Annotated in this window: 14 protein-coding genes and 1 pseudogene; 11 read left to right on the top strand and 4 right to left on the bottom strand. The window is 61.3% G+C overall.

Annotated elements, in window-relative coordinates; genetic code table 11:
• Window positions 1–66 precede the first annotated feature (66 nt).
• A complete protein-coding gene (gene sppA, locus LQK83_RS18615; RefSeq protein WP_230838903.1) occupies window positions 67–1,017 on the bottom strand; it encodes a signal peptide peptidase SppA in 951 nt (316 codons plus the stop codon).
• 298 nt (window positions 1,018–1,315) lie between these two features.
• On the opposite strand from sppA, the gene LQK83_RS18610 reads away from it, so the two are divergent.
• From LQK83_RS18610 to LQK83_RS18580, 7 genes and pseudogenes are all read left to right on the top strand, one after another.
• A complete protein-coding gene (locus LQK83_RS18610) occupies window positions 1,316–1,966 on the top strand; it encodes an LPS export ABC transporter periplasmic protein LptC (RefSeq protein WP_230838902.1) in 651 nt (216 codons plus the stop codon).
• A 3-nt stretch (window positions 1,967–1,969) separates the two neighbouring features.
• Window positions 1,970–2,536, top strand: a complete 567-nt coding sequence (locus LQK83_RS18605; RefSeq protein ID WP_230838901.1) for an LptA/OstA family protein — start codon at window positions 1,970–1,972, stop codon at window positions 2,534–2,536.
• Between the two features lie 84 nt (window positions 2,537–2,620).
• A pseudogene (gene lptB, locus LQK83_RS18600) lies at window positions 2,621–3,349 on the top strand (LPS export ABC transporter ATP-binding protein); the annotation flags it as partial.
• Between the two features lie 167 nt (window positions 3,350–3,516).
• On the top strand, window positions 3,517–5,055 hold the full coding sequence (gene rpoN / locus LQK83_RS18595; protein ID WP_230838900.1) for an RNA polymerase factor sigma-54: 1,539 nt from the start codon (window positions 3,517–3,519) through the stop codon (window positions 5,053–5,055).
• Between the two features lie 199 nt (window positions 5,056–5,254).
• Window positions 5,255–5,827 carry a ribosome hibernation-promoting factor, HPF/YfiA family gene (gene hpf / locus LQK83_RS18590; protein WP_230838899.1) on the top strand — a complete coding sequence of 191 codons (573 nt, stop codon included), beginning with the start codon at window positions 5,255–5,257 and terminating at the stop codon, window positions 5,825–5,827.
• A gap of 67 nt (window positions 5,828–5,894) precedes the next feature.
• On the top strand, window positions 5,895–6,359 hold the full coding sequence (ptsN, locus tag LQK83_RS18585) for a PTS IIA-like nitrogen regulatory protein PtsN (RefSeq protein ID WP_230838898.1): 465 nt from the start codon (window positions 5,895–5,897) through the stop codon (window positions 6,357–6,359).
• Window positions 6,359–7,348 (top strand): zinc-dependent alcohol dehydrogenase family protein, encoded by a 990-nt coding sequence (locus LQK83_RS18580; RefSeq protein ID WP_230838897.1) that lies wholly within the window; start codon window positions 6,359–6,361, stop codon window positions 7,346–7,348. The genes ptsN and LQK83_RS18580 overlap by 1 nt, the downstream gene beginning before the upstream one ends.
• A gap of 62 nt (window positions 7,349–7,410) precedes the next feature.
• Here the strand turns inward: LQK83_RS18580 and grpE are convergent, their stop codons facing one another.
• Both grpE and hrcA read right to left on the bottom strand, forming a co-directional pair.
• Window positions 7,411–8,040, bottom strand: a complete 630-nt coding sequence (grpE, locus tag LQK83_RS18575; protein ID WP_230838896.1) for a nucleotide exchange factor GrpE — start codon at window positions 8,038–8,040, stop codon at window positions 7,411–7,413.
• A gap of 111 nt (window positions 8,041–8,151) precedes the next feature.
• Window positions 8,152–9,246: a heat-inducible transcriptional repressor HrcA gene (gene hrcA / locus LQK83_RS18570; protein ID WP_230838895.1), complete on the bottom strand. Its 1,095-nt coding sequence runs from the start codon at window positions 9,244–9,246 to the stop codon at window positions 8,152–8,154.
• Between the two features lie 150 nt (window positions 9,247–9,396).
• On the opposite strand from hrcA, the gene rph reads away from it, so the two are divergent.
• The 4 genes from rph to hemW are packed head-to-tail and all read left to right on the top strand — an operon-like array spanning window position 9,397 to window position 12,375.
• The gene (rph, locus tag LQK83_RS18565; protein ID WP_230838894.1) at window positions 9,397–10,116 is read left to right on the top strand and encodes a ribonuclease PH; all 720 of its coding nucleotides are present in this window, start codon (window positions 9,397–9,399) and stop codon (window positions 10,114–10,116) included.
• 8 nt (window positions 10,117–10,124) lie between these two features.
• Window positions 10,125–10,544, top strand: coding sequence for a VOC family protein (locus tag LQK83_RS18560; RefSeq protein ID WP_230838893.1), 420 nt, complete (start codon window positions 10,125–10,127; stop codon window positions 10,542–10,544).
• Between the two features lie 2 nt (window positions 10,545–10,546).
• Window positions 10,547–11,191 carry an RdgB/HAM1 family non-canonical purine NTP pyrophosphatase gene (gene rdgB, locus LQK83_RS18555; protein WP_230838892.1) on the top strand — a complete coding sequence of 215 codons (645 nt, stop codon included), beginning with the start codon at window positions 10,547–10,549 and terminating at the stop codon, window positions 11,189–11,191.
• The gene (gene hemW, locus LQK83_RS18550) at window positions 11,191–12,375 is read left to right on the top strand and encodes a radical SAM family heme chaperone HemW (protein WP_230838891.1); all 1,185 of its coding nucleotides are present in this window, start codon (window positions 11,191–11,193) and stop codon (window positions 12,373–12,375) included. Before rdgB ends, hemW begins: the two co-directional genes overlap by 1 nt.
• A 9-nt stretch (window positions 12,376–12,384) precedes the next feature.
• Here the strand turns inward: hemW and tsaA are convergent, their stop codons facing one another.
• Window positions 12,385–12,909 carry a tRNA (N6-threonylcarbamoyladenosine(37)-N6)-methyltransferase TrmO gene (tsaA, locus tag LQK83_RS18545; RefSeq protein ID WP_230838890.1) on the bottom strand — a complete coding sequence of 175 codons (525 nt, stop codon included), beginning with the start codon at window positions 12,907–12,909 and terminating at the stop codon, window positions 12,385–12,387.
• Window positions 12,910–13,010: the final 101 nt, after the last annotated feature.

Genomic DNA, 13,010 nt, shown 5'->3' with positions numbered 1-13,010 from the left:
AAGCCGGTACGCCGGAGCGAAATCTTTGCACTCTGTTTTTGCCAAGGCGCATGGCGCCTCGGGTCTTTAGTCGCGATCAACCTGCCAAACGGAAACAAGGCCGTCAAGGAACAAGTGCTGTATACCTAGCATTTTCAATGCGCTTGCCGGAAAATCGGCAGTGAGACCGGAGCGTTCGGCGGCCTGCATCAGGGCTCCGGGCAACATCGCCGCCCAGCCTTGCGGAACCGGCTTCCAGTCGATGACCGGCAGGTTGGGATCGACGGAGCGGGTCTTCAGATAGGCCTTGATCTCCGGCATGCCGCCAAGCTCGTCGACCAGCCCGTTCTTCAGGGCCTGCCGTCCGGTGAAGATCGCGCCGTCGGAGACGGCCATGGCCTGATCATGCGTCATCTTGCGACGCTCGGCCACCAGATCCACGAACCACTGGAAACTGTCCTGGACCATGGCATTGATCATCGCCTTGGTCTGATCGCTCGGCGGATTGAAGGGCGACGGCTCGGCCTTCATCGGCGCCGACTTGATCGATTCCAGCGAGACGCCGATCTTGTCGAGCAATTCCTTGGCCTGCGGATACTGGAAGAGCACACCGATCGAGCCGGTGATCGACATGTCGCCGGCAACGATCCGGTCGCCCGCCAGCGCGATCATGTAGCCGGCCGAGGCCGCCAGCGTCCGGATGTCGGACACGACAGGCTTCTTTTCAGCCACGCGGCGCAGCGCCTTGTAGATGGTTTCGCCGCCAAAGGTCGTGCCGCCGGGGGAGGAAATGTCGACGATCAGCGCCTTGACATTGTCGGCCCTGGCGATGCGGTCCAGCCGGGCCGTCAGATCCTGATCGTCCTGAATGAGGCCGGTGATCGAGATGCGGGCGATCTGGTTCACCGCCGGACTGTCGACGCCGGGCCAACGGAACCAGACGGCCGCCAGCACCACGACCAGAACGACGATGGCAAGGCTGCGCCAGAAGGTGACCTTGCGGCGAAGCGCGCGGCGATCGGCAATTCCATTGTCCATGCGGCATTTCCTTCACGAAACGGGCCCGGTGGCGACCGGCCCGATGGCCGCTTTCGTTCCGGACAAGAGCGATTGGCATAGCCATAAAGGCTTCGCGGCAAATCCGGAAGCCGCCAGATGCCGTAAAACTGCCTCAAGAGCCGGTCAGATCATGCGTCCCGGACAAAATTATAAGGCAGCCGATGTTTTTTGGCACTCTCGCGATTGTTTACGGCGCGAAAATAACCATATTCCGCGTCTAGCGCTTCGGCTATTGTGACATCCACTTCAACACAGGGACGAGATGGCGAGCTTGGAGATGAACAGCATGGGAGGCAGCGAGCTTGATGCCCGCCGTGCGGCCTATTCTCAGGCTGTGCGCCATTCCCAGCGCGTACGGCGGCTGAAGATTCTGCTGCCGGCTTCGGCCGTCGCGATTTCGCTGATCTTTGTCGCGGTATCGATCGTTAGAAGCCTGTTGCCCGAAAATATCGAGGTGAAGGGCGCAACGATCGAGAACGGCCAGATCGTGATGGAAAAACCTGCGATTTCCGGGCGCAATGCCGATGGCATCTTCTATTCGATGACCGCCGCGCGCGCCCTGCAGAGCATCGCATCGCCCAATATCATGACACTGGAAAACATTGCGGCCCAGATGCCGGTCAATGACCAGATCATTGCCAAGGTGAATGCGAAGGGCGGCATCTATGATCGCAGCGCAAACACGCTCGACATGACGCAACCCTTCTCGCTGCACCTTTCGAGCGGGCTGATCGCCAACTTCCGCTCCGCCAAGCTCGACGTCAAGAACGGCACGATGACTTCGAAAGACACCGTGTCCATCACGGCGCCCAAGGCAACCGTAGTTGCGCAAAGCATCAATATCGAAGATAAGGGCCAGACGATCGTCTTCGATGGCGGGGTGCAGGTGAACATGCATGCCGACGTCATTCATGAAAAAGGCAATTAATTCATGCCCGCCAAAGCCAATCTCACGTTTTGCCTGGTGATTGCTGCGCTCGCCATTGCGCCCGCCAACGCCTATTCCCAGGCGACAGCCAGCAAGATGGACGGGATTGCGCTGTCCAACGACAAGCCGATCCATATCGAAAGCGACAAGCTGGAGATCAAGGACAAGGAAAACCGGGCCGATTTTACCGGCAACGTGGTCGCCACTCAGGGCACGACGATGCTGAAGTCGAAGACGATGACGGTCTATTACAAGTCTTCGAGCAAGGATGGCGCGCCTGCGGCCGGCGGGGCGATGACCAATGCCGGTAATGGCGACATCGACCGCATTCTCGTCAATGGCGGCGTGGTTCTGAATTCCGACAAGCAGACCGCAACCGCCGACAGCGGCCATTTCGAAATGGCCAAGCAGCTGATCGTGCTAGAGGGCAAGCAGGTGGTGCTCTCCGACGGCAACAACGTTTTCACGGGCTGCCGGCTGACCGTGCACATGGATACGGGACAGGCCCAGCTCGACAGCTGCGGCGGCCGCGTCCAGATTCAGCTCGACCCCAAATCGCGCAGCAAATAAACGGTGATCTCCTTGCTGAACAGGAACGCCCAGACGGGTCCGGCGAAAGGTGCCGGCGAGCATGAGAGCGACAGCCATGCCACACGCTACGAAGGCACGCTGGTCGCGCGCGAGCTGACTAAGACCTATAGCTCGCGGCGCGTCGTCAACGGCGTTTCACTGATCCTGAAGCGCGGCGAGGCCGTCGGCCTTCTCGGGCCGAACGGGGCCGGCAAGACGACCTGTTTCTACATGATCACCGGGCTTGTTCCTGTCGATTCGGGCACGATCGAGCTTGATGGCCATGACGTCACCTCCATGCCGATGTACCGCCGCGCGCGTCTCGGCGTCGGTTATCTGCCGCAGGAAGCCTCGATCTTCCGCGGGCTGACGGTCGAGGAAAACATCCGGGCCGTTCTCGAGGTGCGCGAGAAGAACAAAGCCAAGCGCGAGAGCAAGATCACCGAGCTTCTGGAGGAATTCTCCATCGAGCATCTGCGCAAGTCGCCGGCGGTCGCGCTTTCGGGTGGCGAACGGCGGCGTCTCGAAATTGCCCGCGCGCTGGCCACCGAGCCCGCATTCATGCTGCTCGACGAGCCCTTTGCCGGCGTCGACCCGATCTCTGTGTCTGAAATCCAGAATCTGGTGCGGCACCTGACCCGCCGCGGCATCGGCGTTCTCATCACTGACCACAATGTGCGCGAGACGCTCGGCCTCATCGACCGGGCCTATATCATCCATGCCGGGGAAGTGCTGACCCATGGTCGCGCGGACGATATCGTCAACAATGCCGATGTGCGCCGGCTCTATCTCGGCGACAATTTCAGCCTCTGAGGCGATTTTTCAGCCTCGGGTCGCACAACTGATCCTGATTTTAACCGAATCCGTGTTTGGCTCTTGACCGCGAAAGGGAAACCAAGCAATTTTCGGGCCAGACAGATACTGCCCGCCGGGAGAGCGCAGATCCTGTCGAATGCAAAGTCGGGAGTTCTGCGTTCATCATGGCCATGTCAGCCAGCCTTCACTTGAAGCAATCGCAATCGCTCGTGATGACGCCGCAGCTCATGCAGTCGATCCAGCTTTTGCAGATGACGCATTTCGAGCTAACCCAATTCATCGAACAGGAAGTCCAGAAGAACCCGCTCCTGGAAATTTCACCATCCGATGGTGCACCAGCCCCCGTGAGCGACGACGGGCCGGACATGTCGTCCGACGCTGCCATGGCGCCGCGCAGCGACAGCGACTGGTTCGAGACCGCCAATACCGGCCAGGCCGAGCGGCTGACCAAGGAGCTTGATGCCAATTTCGAGCCGGATTTCGACACCGATCAGGCTGAACGCAGGCCGGATTCGCCCGAACTTGTCGGCCAATGGAAGTCGATGCCGGGCGGACAGGGCGACGACGGCAATGATTTCGACATGGACGATTTCGCTGCCGCCGGCCTGTCGCTCCGCGAATTCGTCAACCAGCAGATCCCCTTTGCCGTCTCGGGCGCGGCCGATCGCCTGATTGCCCAGCATCTGGTCGATCTTCTGGACGACAGCGGCTATATCCTGCCGGAACTGGAAAGCGTGGCGGAACGCATCGGCCGGCCTGTCGGCGATGTGGAACGCGTCCTGTCGATCCTGCAGACGCTGGAACCGGCAGGCATCTTCGCCCGCTCCTTGAGCGAATGCCTGGCCATCCAGCTGCGTCAGAAGAACCGGCTCGATCCGGCCATGTCGGCTTTTGTCAGCCATCTCGAACTGCTGGCACGGCGCGATTTCCAGTCGCTGAAAAAGCTGTGCGGGGTCGACGAGGACGACCTTCTCGACATGCTCGCCGAAATCCGCCGGCTCGATCCGAAGCCCGGGAGCGCCTTCACGCGCTCGGCATCCGAAACCATCGTTCCCGATATCGTCGTGAACCCGGCGGCCGATGGCGGCTGGAACGTGGAACTGAACCCGGACACGCTGCCGCGTGTGCTCGTCAATCAGTCCTATTATGCGGAAGTCTCCCGGCATGCGCCGCGGGACAGCGCGGATCAGGCTTTCCTCAGCGAATGCATGCAGAACGCCAACTGGCTGACGCGCAGCCTTGACCAACGGGCGCGCACGATCCTGAAAGTGGCGAGCGAAATCGTGCGCCGGCAGGACGGATTTCTGCGCAGGGGCGTCGACGGGCTGAAGCCGCTCAACCTGAAGACGGTGGCCGATGCCATCAAGATGCATGAATCGACCGTCAGCCGCGTGACCTCGAACAAGTTCATGATGACGCCCCGCGGCGTCTACGAACTGAAATATTTCTTCACCGTTTCGATCTCTTCTGCCGAAGGCGGCGACGGTCATTCAGCCGAAGCGGTGCGCAATCGGATCCGCGCGATGATCAACGAAGAAACCGCCGATACCGTGCTTTCTGACGACGACATTGTCGATATCCTCAAGGCGGCCGGTATCGATCTTGCGCGGCGGACGGTCGCCAAATATCGCGACGCGATGAACATTCCCTCCTCCGTCCAGCGCCGGCGGGAGAAGAAGGCGATGGCCCGCATCGCCTCCTGACACCAGGCCTGAAATTCTTGCCTAACAATCCGTGGGGAACTGTCGGCCACCCGTTCCGCGTGTTGACTTGCTCCGAGCCCCGGAGTAGAAGCGCGCCGCACCCCATGGAAGGCCGAAAGTATTGTCGGAATCGCTTGGATGCGAAGGCAGCTTGGAATAGACTGTTTCTCGCAAATCAATACACAAGAAGGGTAAAACCATGAGTGTGCGAGTTTCCGGAAAACATATGGAAGTCGGTGAAACGTTCCGCCAGCGGATCGAGAGCCATGTCGGAGACGCGGTGGGGAAATATTTCGATGGAGGCTATTCCGGCCAGGTGACGGTGGAAAAGTCGGGTTCGTCGCGTTATGCGGCGGATTGCAAGATTCACCTCGATACGGGCGTCGTGTTTCACGCGGCCGGCGAGGCGAACGATCCCCAGGCGGCCTATGATGCGGCAGCCGAGCGGATCGAGAAGCGACTTCGGCGCTACAAGCGCCGCCTGCGCGACCACCATGCCGGAAATGGGCAACACACCGAAATGCCCTATTCCGTCATCGATTCGATCTCGGAAGAGGTCGAGGAAGTGCCGGAAGACTATGCACCGGCCATCATCGCAGAGAGCACGAAACGGCTCAGAACCATGACTGTCGCCGGCGCCGTAATGGCGCTCGACATGACCGACGAACCGGTTTTCGTGTTCCGCAATGCGGGTAACGAACAACTGAACATTGTGTATCGCCGCCACGACGGCAACATCGGCTGGATCGATCCGGCCGGTGTCAAGGGCTGATAAAGCGGGCGGGCGCGCCAAAGCCGCGCGCCCGCCTTTCTTTCAGCTTCAGAACGGGGAACATCGAATGGCATTGGCAGATCTGCTGCAACAGGATGCGATTATTCCGGCTCTGAAGGCCAATTCCAAAAAGCAGTTGCTTCAGGAACTCGCGGAAAAGGCAGCAGCCGTGACCGGGCTGCCGGAGCGAGAAATTTTCGATGTCATCCTGCAGCGCGAGCGTCTCGGCTCGACCGGCGTCGGCAACGGCATCGCCATTCCCCACGGCAAACTCAATTCCATCAAGAAGATCGCCGGCGTCTTTGCGCGTCTGGACACGCCCGTGGCCTTTGAGGCGCTGGACGACCAGCCTGTCGATCTCGTCTTCCTGCTTCTGGCACCGGAAGGTGCCGGCGCCGATCACCTCAAGGCGCTGTCGCGCGTCGCCCGCGTTCTGCGCGACCAGGACCTGACAGCACGGCTGCGCGCCTGCGACACCGCGCCCGCCATCTTCGCCTGCCTCAATCAGGACGCGGGAACGAACGCAGCTTGATGGTTGACGCGAGGCGCGCCATCGTCCGCGAATTCGGGCGCGCATCCGGCGTTGTCAAAATGGAAACCGTCAGCCTTCCGCCGCTGGATGACGACAAGGTGCGCATTCGCCTGACGGCGCGCTCCATCAATCCTTCCGATCTGATCACGATATCCGGCGCCTATCCGTCGCGCACATCTCTGCCCTTCGTGCCGGGTTTCGAGGCGGCCGGGATCGTTGAGGACATCGGCGCCGCCGTCCGGAACATCAAGTGCGGAATGCGGGTTTTGCCCGTTGGCACCGCTGGCGGCTGGCAAGACTTCAAAGACACCACGCCGGACTGGTGCCTTCCCCTGCCAGATGCGCTATCCGACGAACAGGCGGCGTGCAGCTATGTGAATCCCATGACGGCATGGCTGATGATGACTGAGGTGGCGGGGCTCAAGCCCGGTGACCGGATTGCGATCACGGCCGCGGGTTCCGCCATCGGGCGGATGCTGGTCGCCATAGCAAATGCAAGAGGAATTCGGCCCTTCGCACTGGTTCGCAGTTCAGAGGCCGAGGCGGGTCTTTCCGGGCTGGACGCTGTCGTGCTTCGCGGGCAACATGATCGGTCTGCGGCGATGATGCTCCTGGAGCATTCAGGCCCGAAGAGCCTCAACACGATCTTCGACTGCGTGGGCGGACCGGAAGCGCAAGCGCTCGCCGCATGCCTGAAGCCCGCCGGACAGTTCATCCACTACGGCCTGCTCTCAGGCCAGCCAATCCCGGCAGAGGCCTGGAACGATCACCCCGATATGCGCTTCCATCTTTTTCATCTGCGGCAATGGGTGCATACGGCACCGCGCGAACGTCTCCACGCCGCCTATGCCGAGGTGACAAGTTTGATCGCTTCGGGGCGGTTGACCACGGCCGTGCGGAGCCGCCATGGCCTTGCGAACATTTCGGCAGCACTTGCGGATGCGGAAACGCTTTCAGCATGCGGCAAGGTTTTGCTCATCGACCGCTGACCGAGGCTCCAAAGAAAAACGGGCGGCCAGGCCGCCCGTCACTTCCGATCGAATGCGAAGGATTATTTCGCTTCATCAGCCGTTTCAGGCGCCACCACCTTCGGACCGCCCTTCGAGACGCCCACCATGGCCGGACGCAGCATGCGTTCACCGATGACGTAGCCGGCCTGGACGACCTGGAGAACCGTGTTGTTCGGGACTTCGGTGTTGGGAATTTCGAACATGGCCTGATGGAAGTTCGGGTCGAACTTCTGGCCTTCCGGCTCCAGCTTCTTCACGCCGTGGCGTTCCATGGCGGCGAGCATCGAGCGTTCGGTGAGTTCCACGCCTTCAATCAGCGCCATGAGGCCTGCTTCGCCTGCTTCCTTTGCTTCAGCCGGGATGGCATCCAGCGCGCGGCGCAGATTGTCGGAAACGCCGAGCATGTCGCGGGCGAAACCGGCGATCGCATAGGACTTGGCGTCCTTCACGTCGCGTTCGGTGCGGCGGCGCAGATTGTCCATTTCGGCGGCGAGGCGCAGATAGCGGTCGCGCAGGTCGGCATTCTCGGTCTTCAAGACGTCTATCGGATCCGGTTCCTGTTCCGCAGTCTGCGCACCGGCTTCAGCGGCTTCGGCATTCACGGCTTCGGCGGCTGCACCGAGGTCATTTGCCGCTTCGTCAGGTCCGTTCTTCTTCGTGTCGTCGGTCATGACGGTCTCCAGATTGTGGTTCTTGAGGGGTTGCGCCCGATATCGATGTTCGAGCTTGAAAAATCAAGGCTTGAAAGCCCAGTTGTTGACAATCCGGGCGTTTGTTCGCTGTCAGCCGGGAGAACTCAGCTTTGATATGAGCTGCGCGGTGTAGTCCACCATCGGTACGATGCGCGCATAGTTGAGCCGTGTCGGGCCGATGACGCCGACGGCGCCGACGATCTTCTGCTCGCTGTCGCGATAGGGCGCGACGATCAGCGAGGAGCCGGAGAGCGAGAAGAGCTTGTTTTCCGAGCCGATGAAGATGCGAACCCCCGGCCCCGTTTCGGCGAGGTTCAGCAGATCGATCAGGCTTTCCTTCCGCTCCAGATCGTCAAAGAGCATGCGCAGCCGGTCGATATCGGCCTGATCGTCCAGCCCTTCGATGAGGTTGGACTGGCCGCGCACGATGAGCTGCGATGTCTGCTCCAACTCGCTTGTGCCCGACCAGACGGCCAGCCCGCGCTCAACCAGATCCTGCGACAGTGTGTCCAGCTCAGCCTTGATCGTCCGGCGAATGACTTCCGTCTGATTGCGGATTTCCGCCAGCGTATGGCCGGAGAGATGAGCGTTGAGGAAATTGGCAGCTTCCGTGAGCTGCGAACTCGTGGTCCCCGCCGGCAATTCGATGATCCGGTTTTCGACCTCGTCATGCTCGCCTACCAAAACGGCCAGCGCCTTGGTCGGACCGAGCCGGACAAATTCGACGTGACGGAGGACCGGATCGTTCTTGGTCGTCACGACAAGGCCCGCGCCGCGCGACATGCCGGAGAGCATGCGGCTCGCCTCGCTGAGCAGATTATCCGTTTGCTGACCGCGCTCGGCGGAGCGCATCTGCGCCTCGATCGAGGTCCGCTCTTCCGGCGACAGATCGCCCACCTGCATGAAGGCATCGACGAAGAAGCGCAGGCCCAGCTGCGTCGGAAGACGGCCTGCGCTGATATGAGGCGAATAGATGAGGCCCAATTCCTCAAGATCGCTCATCACGTTGCGCACGGAGGCGGGCGACAGCGACATGGGCAGAAGACGCGAGAGATTGCGCGAGCCCAGCGGCTCGCCATTCTGCAGATAGGTTTCCACGATGCGCCGGAAAATCTCGCCCGAGCGCTCATCCAGCGTGCGGCCCGTATCCAGCGTTTGACCGATCCGTCTATCCCAACCGATCATGTGCCCTGCATGCTCTCCATCATCATTCTCCCTGAAATATAGACATGGACGCCGGTCAAGCAAACAGGATTTGAAAACCAGAGTTCCGTTTTTCTTTGCAAAAGGCGGTAGCGGGTCTTAGAAGAGCGCAAAACAAACAAGGAGAGATCGATGAGGCCTTCGGGACGCAAGACCGACCAGATGCGCAAGGTGACGTTCGAGCGCGGCGTGTCCAAGCACGCGGAAGGCTCCTGCCTCGTCAAGTTCGGCGACACGCATGTACTGTGCACGGCAAGCCTTGAAGACAAGACGCCGCCGTGGCTGCGCAATTCCGGCAAGGGCTGGGTGACGGCCGAATACGGCATGCTGCCCCGCGCCACGGGCGACCGCATGAAGCGCGAAGCCGCGAGCGGCAAGCAGGGCGGCCGCACGCTGGAAATCCAGCGCCTCATCGGGCGTTCCTTGCGGGCTGTGGTCGACCTCGAAGCGCTGGGCGAACGCCAGATCACCGTCGACTGCGATGTCATCCAGGCCGATGGCGGCACACGCACGGCCTCGATCACCGGCGGTTGGATTGCATTGCGCGACTGCCTGAAATGGATGGAAACGCGCGGCATGATCAAGATGGACCGTGTACTCAAGGATCACGTTGCAGCCATTTCCTGCGGCATCTTTGCGAACCAGCCGGTCATCGACCTCGACTATCTCGAAGATTCCTCCGCCGAAACCGACGCCAATTTCGTGATGACGGGTGCCGGTGGCATTGTCGAAATCCAGGGCACGGCTGAAGGCAAGCCTTTCTCGGAAGAGGAGTTTGCCACGCTGATGGGTCTGGCCAAGGCCGGCATCGCCGATCTCGTAACCCTGCAGAAGGAAGCCGTCTCGGCTTGAGGGAGAGCATGGCCGGCGCCGCACGCATCGAAGGGGTCCTGGAAACGGCGCTTTACGCCGCTGACCTTCATGCTGCGGCGGATTTCTATGGCCGGGTTCTTGGCCTTGCCGAAATCACTCATGTCGAGGGGCGGCATATCTTCTTCCGTTGCGGCCAGGGCGTTCTGCTGATCTTCAATCCGGATGCGACGGAACTGCCGCCGCATAATCCCGACATGCCGGTGCCGCCGCATGGCGCGCGCGGAGCCGGCCACGCCTGTTTCCGCGTTGCAGGCGAAGAGATGGGTGCCATGTGCGTCCGTCTCGAGGCGGAAGGCGTGGCAATCGAAGCGGATTTCCGCTGGCCGAACGGCGCGCGGTCCCTCTATTTTCGTGATCCGGCCGGCAACAGCCTGGAATGCGCCGAAGCCAAACTCTGGAACCTTTGATTATGCGCAAGCTCGAGACCCGAAAGATCGTCGTCGCCAGCCACAATGCCGGCAAGATTCGTGAGATCAACGACCTGATCGGCCCTATGGGCTTTACTGCCACATCTGCGGCCGAACTGAACTTCGCCGTTCCTGACGAGACCGGCACGACGTTTGAAGAAAACGCCGCGATCAAGGCGCTCGCCTCTGCCAAGGCTGCGGGCATCCCCGCCCTGTCCGACGATTCCGGGCTTGTCGTCGATGCGCTCGATGGCGCGCCGGGCGTCTATACGGCCGACTGGGCGGAGACGGGCGACGGCACGCGCGATTTCCAGATGGCGATGCAGAAGGTCGAGACCGCTTTGCAGGAAAAGGGTGCGACGATCCCGGAAAAGCGGACCTGCCGCTTCGTGTCGGTGCTGTGCCTAGCCTGGCCAGACGGCCATACGGAAATGTTCCGTGGCGAGGTGGAAGGCACGTTCGTCTGGCCGCCGCGCGGCACGGCAGGCTTCGGCTACGATCCGATCTTCAAGCCGGAAGGCTATGGCGTGACGTTCGGCGAAATGTCGGCGGAAGAAAAGCATGGCTGGAAGCCGGGTGACGCAGCAGCCCTTTCGCATCGCGCCCGCGCGTTCAAGCTTTTCGTCGAAACCTGCCTTGAGGCGTGATGATGCTACACGCGGACGGCCAAATTCTCCCCGATACGGGCGATCCCGGCTTCGGCGTCTATCTGCATTGGCCCTTCTGCGCGGCCAAATGCCCCTATTGCGACTTCAACAGCCATGTGCGCCATCAGCCGGTCGACCAACCGCGCTTTGTCGAGGCTTTCCTGAAAGAGATGGCCGCCGCGCGCGAGCTCTCCGGCCCACGCACCGTCACCTCCATCTTCATCGGCGGCGGCACGCCCTCGCTGATGCAGCCGGCGACCGTCGAGGCGATCCTGAACGGCGTTGCCAATACGTGGCATGTGCCGGCGGGCATCGAGATCACCTTGGAAGCCAACCCATCGAGCGTCGAGGCCGAGCGTTTCCGTGGTTATCGCGCCGCCGGTGTCAACCGCGTCTCGATGGGCGTGCAGGCGCTGAACGATCGGGATCTGAAGTTCCTCGGCCGCCTCCATAATGTCGAAGAGGCGCTGACCGCCATCAGGCTGGCGCGCGAGATCTTCCCGCGCATGTCCTTCGACCTGATCTATGCCCGGCCCGGTCAGACGGTCGAAGCGTGGAACAAGGAACTGGTCGAGGCGATCAATCTGGCCGTCGATCACCTCTCGCTCTATCAACTGACGATCGAGGAAGGGACCCCCTTCTTCGGGCTGCACAAGGCGGGCAAGTTTACCGTGCCCGATGGCGATCAATCGGCGGCTCTCTACGAGGCAACGCAGGAGATCACCGCGCGCCACGGCATGCCGGCCTATGAGGTGTCGAACCACGCCGTTCCGGGCTCCGAAAGCCGGCACAATCTCACCTATTGGCGCTATGGCGATTATGCCGGCATCGGTCCCGGCGCACATGGCCGTATTTCGCGGGGCCGACAGAAAATTGCGACCGCCACGGAGCGGAACCCGGAGGCCTGGCTTTCGCTCGTAGAAGCCCGCGGCCACGGCATGATTGATCATGAGCTGCTGGATTCGGAAGAACAGGCCGATGAACTGCTGCTGATGGGCCTGCGCCTGCGCGAAGGTGTCGACCTTGCCCGCTGGCAGGCGCTTTCCGGCCGCGACCCCGATCCGAAGCGTGAGCAGTTGCTGCTCGACCATGGCTTCATCGAGCGGCTCGGCAATTCGCGCCTGCGCTGCACGCCCTCGGGCATGCTGATCCTCGACAGCGTGGTGGCTGATCTCGCCTGCTGAGACCTTGTCTCACGCCTTCTGGCAATAATGCACGCCCCCAGCCTCACCCGTCTGGAAATCGCCCGGTTGCGGCGGTGCGATGGGCTTGAAGAGCGTGCGATCCGGTTTCAGATCGAGAAGCGGCGTGCCGTCGAGGCAATCGAGGCCGCGGACGAAGAGACGGCTGCCTTCGATCTTTTCCAGCACCACGATGGACGTTCCGATCGGGTTAGGCCGCACGGGTGTGCGCAGCGAAAAGGTGCCATGCACCGTGCCATTGGAGGCCGGGCTTTGCAGCACGAGATCGCGGCGGGAGCGATCAAGCCAATAGAGCACTTCCAACCGCTCGAACTTGGCAACACCTTCAAGCGCCCGATCCCATGGCGCAAAGACCTCGATTACGCAAACCGGGCCATCATGACGCCCTTGGCGCGGCGTTTCCATGCGCGACGTCCAGGGCGTCGAGATGCGGCCGATGAATTCCAAGCCCGCATCCTGCGCGGCAGGCGGGTTGACGGAGACTTCGTTCTCACGGATTTCGTTTTCGCGGACCATACCCCCTCCAGCGTTATATCAAACGGAATATAGCGCGGGATGAGGCCCAAACAAACGAAAAAAGGCCGGCATCGCTACCGGCCTTTTTAAATAGATAGCCT

Source organism: Rhizobium sp. C1 (genome assembly GCF_021026335.1).
GTDB lineage: Bacteria > Pseudomonadota > Alphaproteobacteria > Rhizobiales > Rhizobiaceae > Ensifer_A.
The sequence above is the reverse complement of the archived record's forward strand: the minus strand, read 5'-3'. Positions and strand labels throughout refer to the sequence as shown.

Bases quoted from the DNA above. Each gene is read 5' to 3' on its own strand.
- sppA (WP_230838903.1), bottom strand. From the start codon at position 1,017: ATGGACAATGGAATTGCCGATCGCCGCGCGCTTCGCCGCAAGGTCACC.
- LQK83_RS18610 (WP_230838902.1), top strand. From the start codon at position 1,316: ATGAACAGCATGGGAGGCAGCGAGCTTGATGCCCGCCGTGCGGCCTAT.
- LQK83_RS18605 (WP_230838901.1), top strand. From the start codon at position 1,970: ATGCCCGCCAAAGCCAATCTCACGTTTTGCCTGGTGATTGCTGCGCTC.
- rpoN (WP_230838900.1), top strand. From the start codon at position 3,517: ATGGCCATGTCAGCCAGCCTTCACTTGAAGCAATCGCAATCGCTCGTG.
- hpf (WP_230838899.1), top strand. From the start codon at position 5,255: ATGAGTGTGCGAGTTTCCGGAAAACATATGGAAGTCGGTGAAACGTTC.
- ptsN (WP_230838898.1), top strand. From the start codon at position 5,895: ATGGCATTGGCAGATCTGCTGCAACAGGATGCGATTATTCCGGCTCTG.
- LQK83_RS18580 (WP_230838897.1), top strand. From the start codon at position 6,359: ATGGTTGACGCGAGGCGCGCCATCGTCCGCGAATTCGGGCGCGCATCC.
- grpE (WP_230838896.1), bottom strand. From the start codon at position 8,040: ATGACCGACGACACGAAGAAGAACGGACCTGACGAAGCGGCAAATGAC.
- hrcA (WP_230838895.1), bottom strand. From the start codon at position 9,246: ATGATCGGTTGGGATAGACGGATCGGTCAAACGCTGGATACGGGCCGC.
- rph (WP_230838894.1), top strand. From the start codon at position 9,397: ATGAGGCCTTCGGGACGCAAGACCGACCAGATGCGCAAGGTGACGTTC.
- LQK83_RS18560 (WP_230838893.1), top strand. From the start codon at position 10,125: ATGGCCGGCGCCGCACGCATCGAAGGGGTCCTGGAAACGGCGCTTTAC.
- rdgB (WP_230838892.1), top strand. From the start codon at position 10,547: ATGCGCAAGCTCGAGACCCGAAAGATCGTCGTCGCCAGCCACAATGCC.
- hemW (WP_230838891.1), top strand. From the start codon at position 11,191: ATGATGCTACACGCGGACGGCCAAATTCTCCCCGATACGGGCGATCCC.
- tsaA (WP_230838890.1), bottom strand. From the start codon at position 12,909: ATGGTCCGCGAAAACGAAATCCGTGAGAACGAAGTCTCCGTCAACCCG.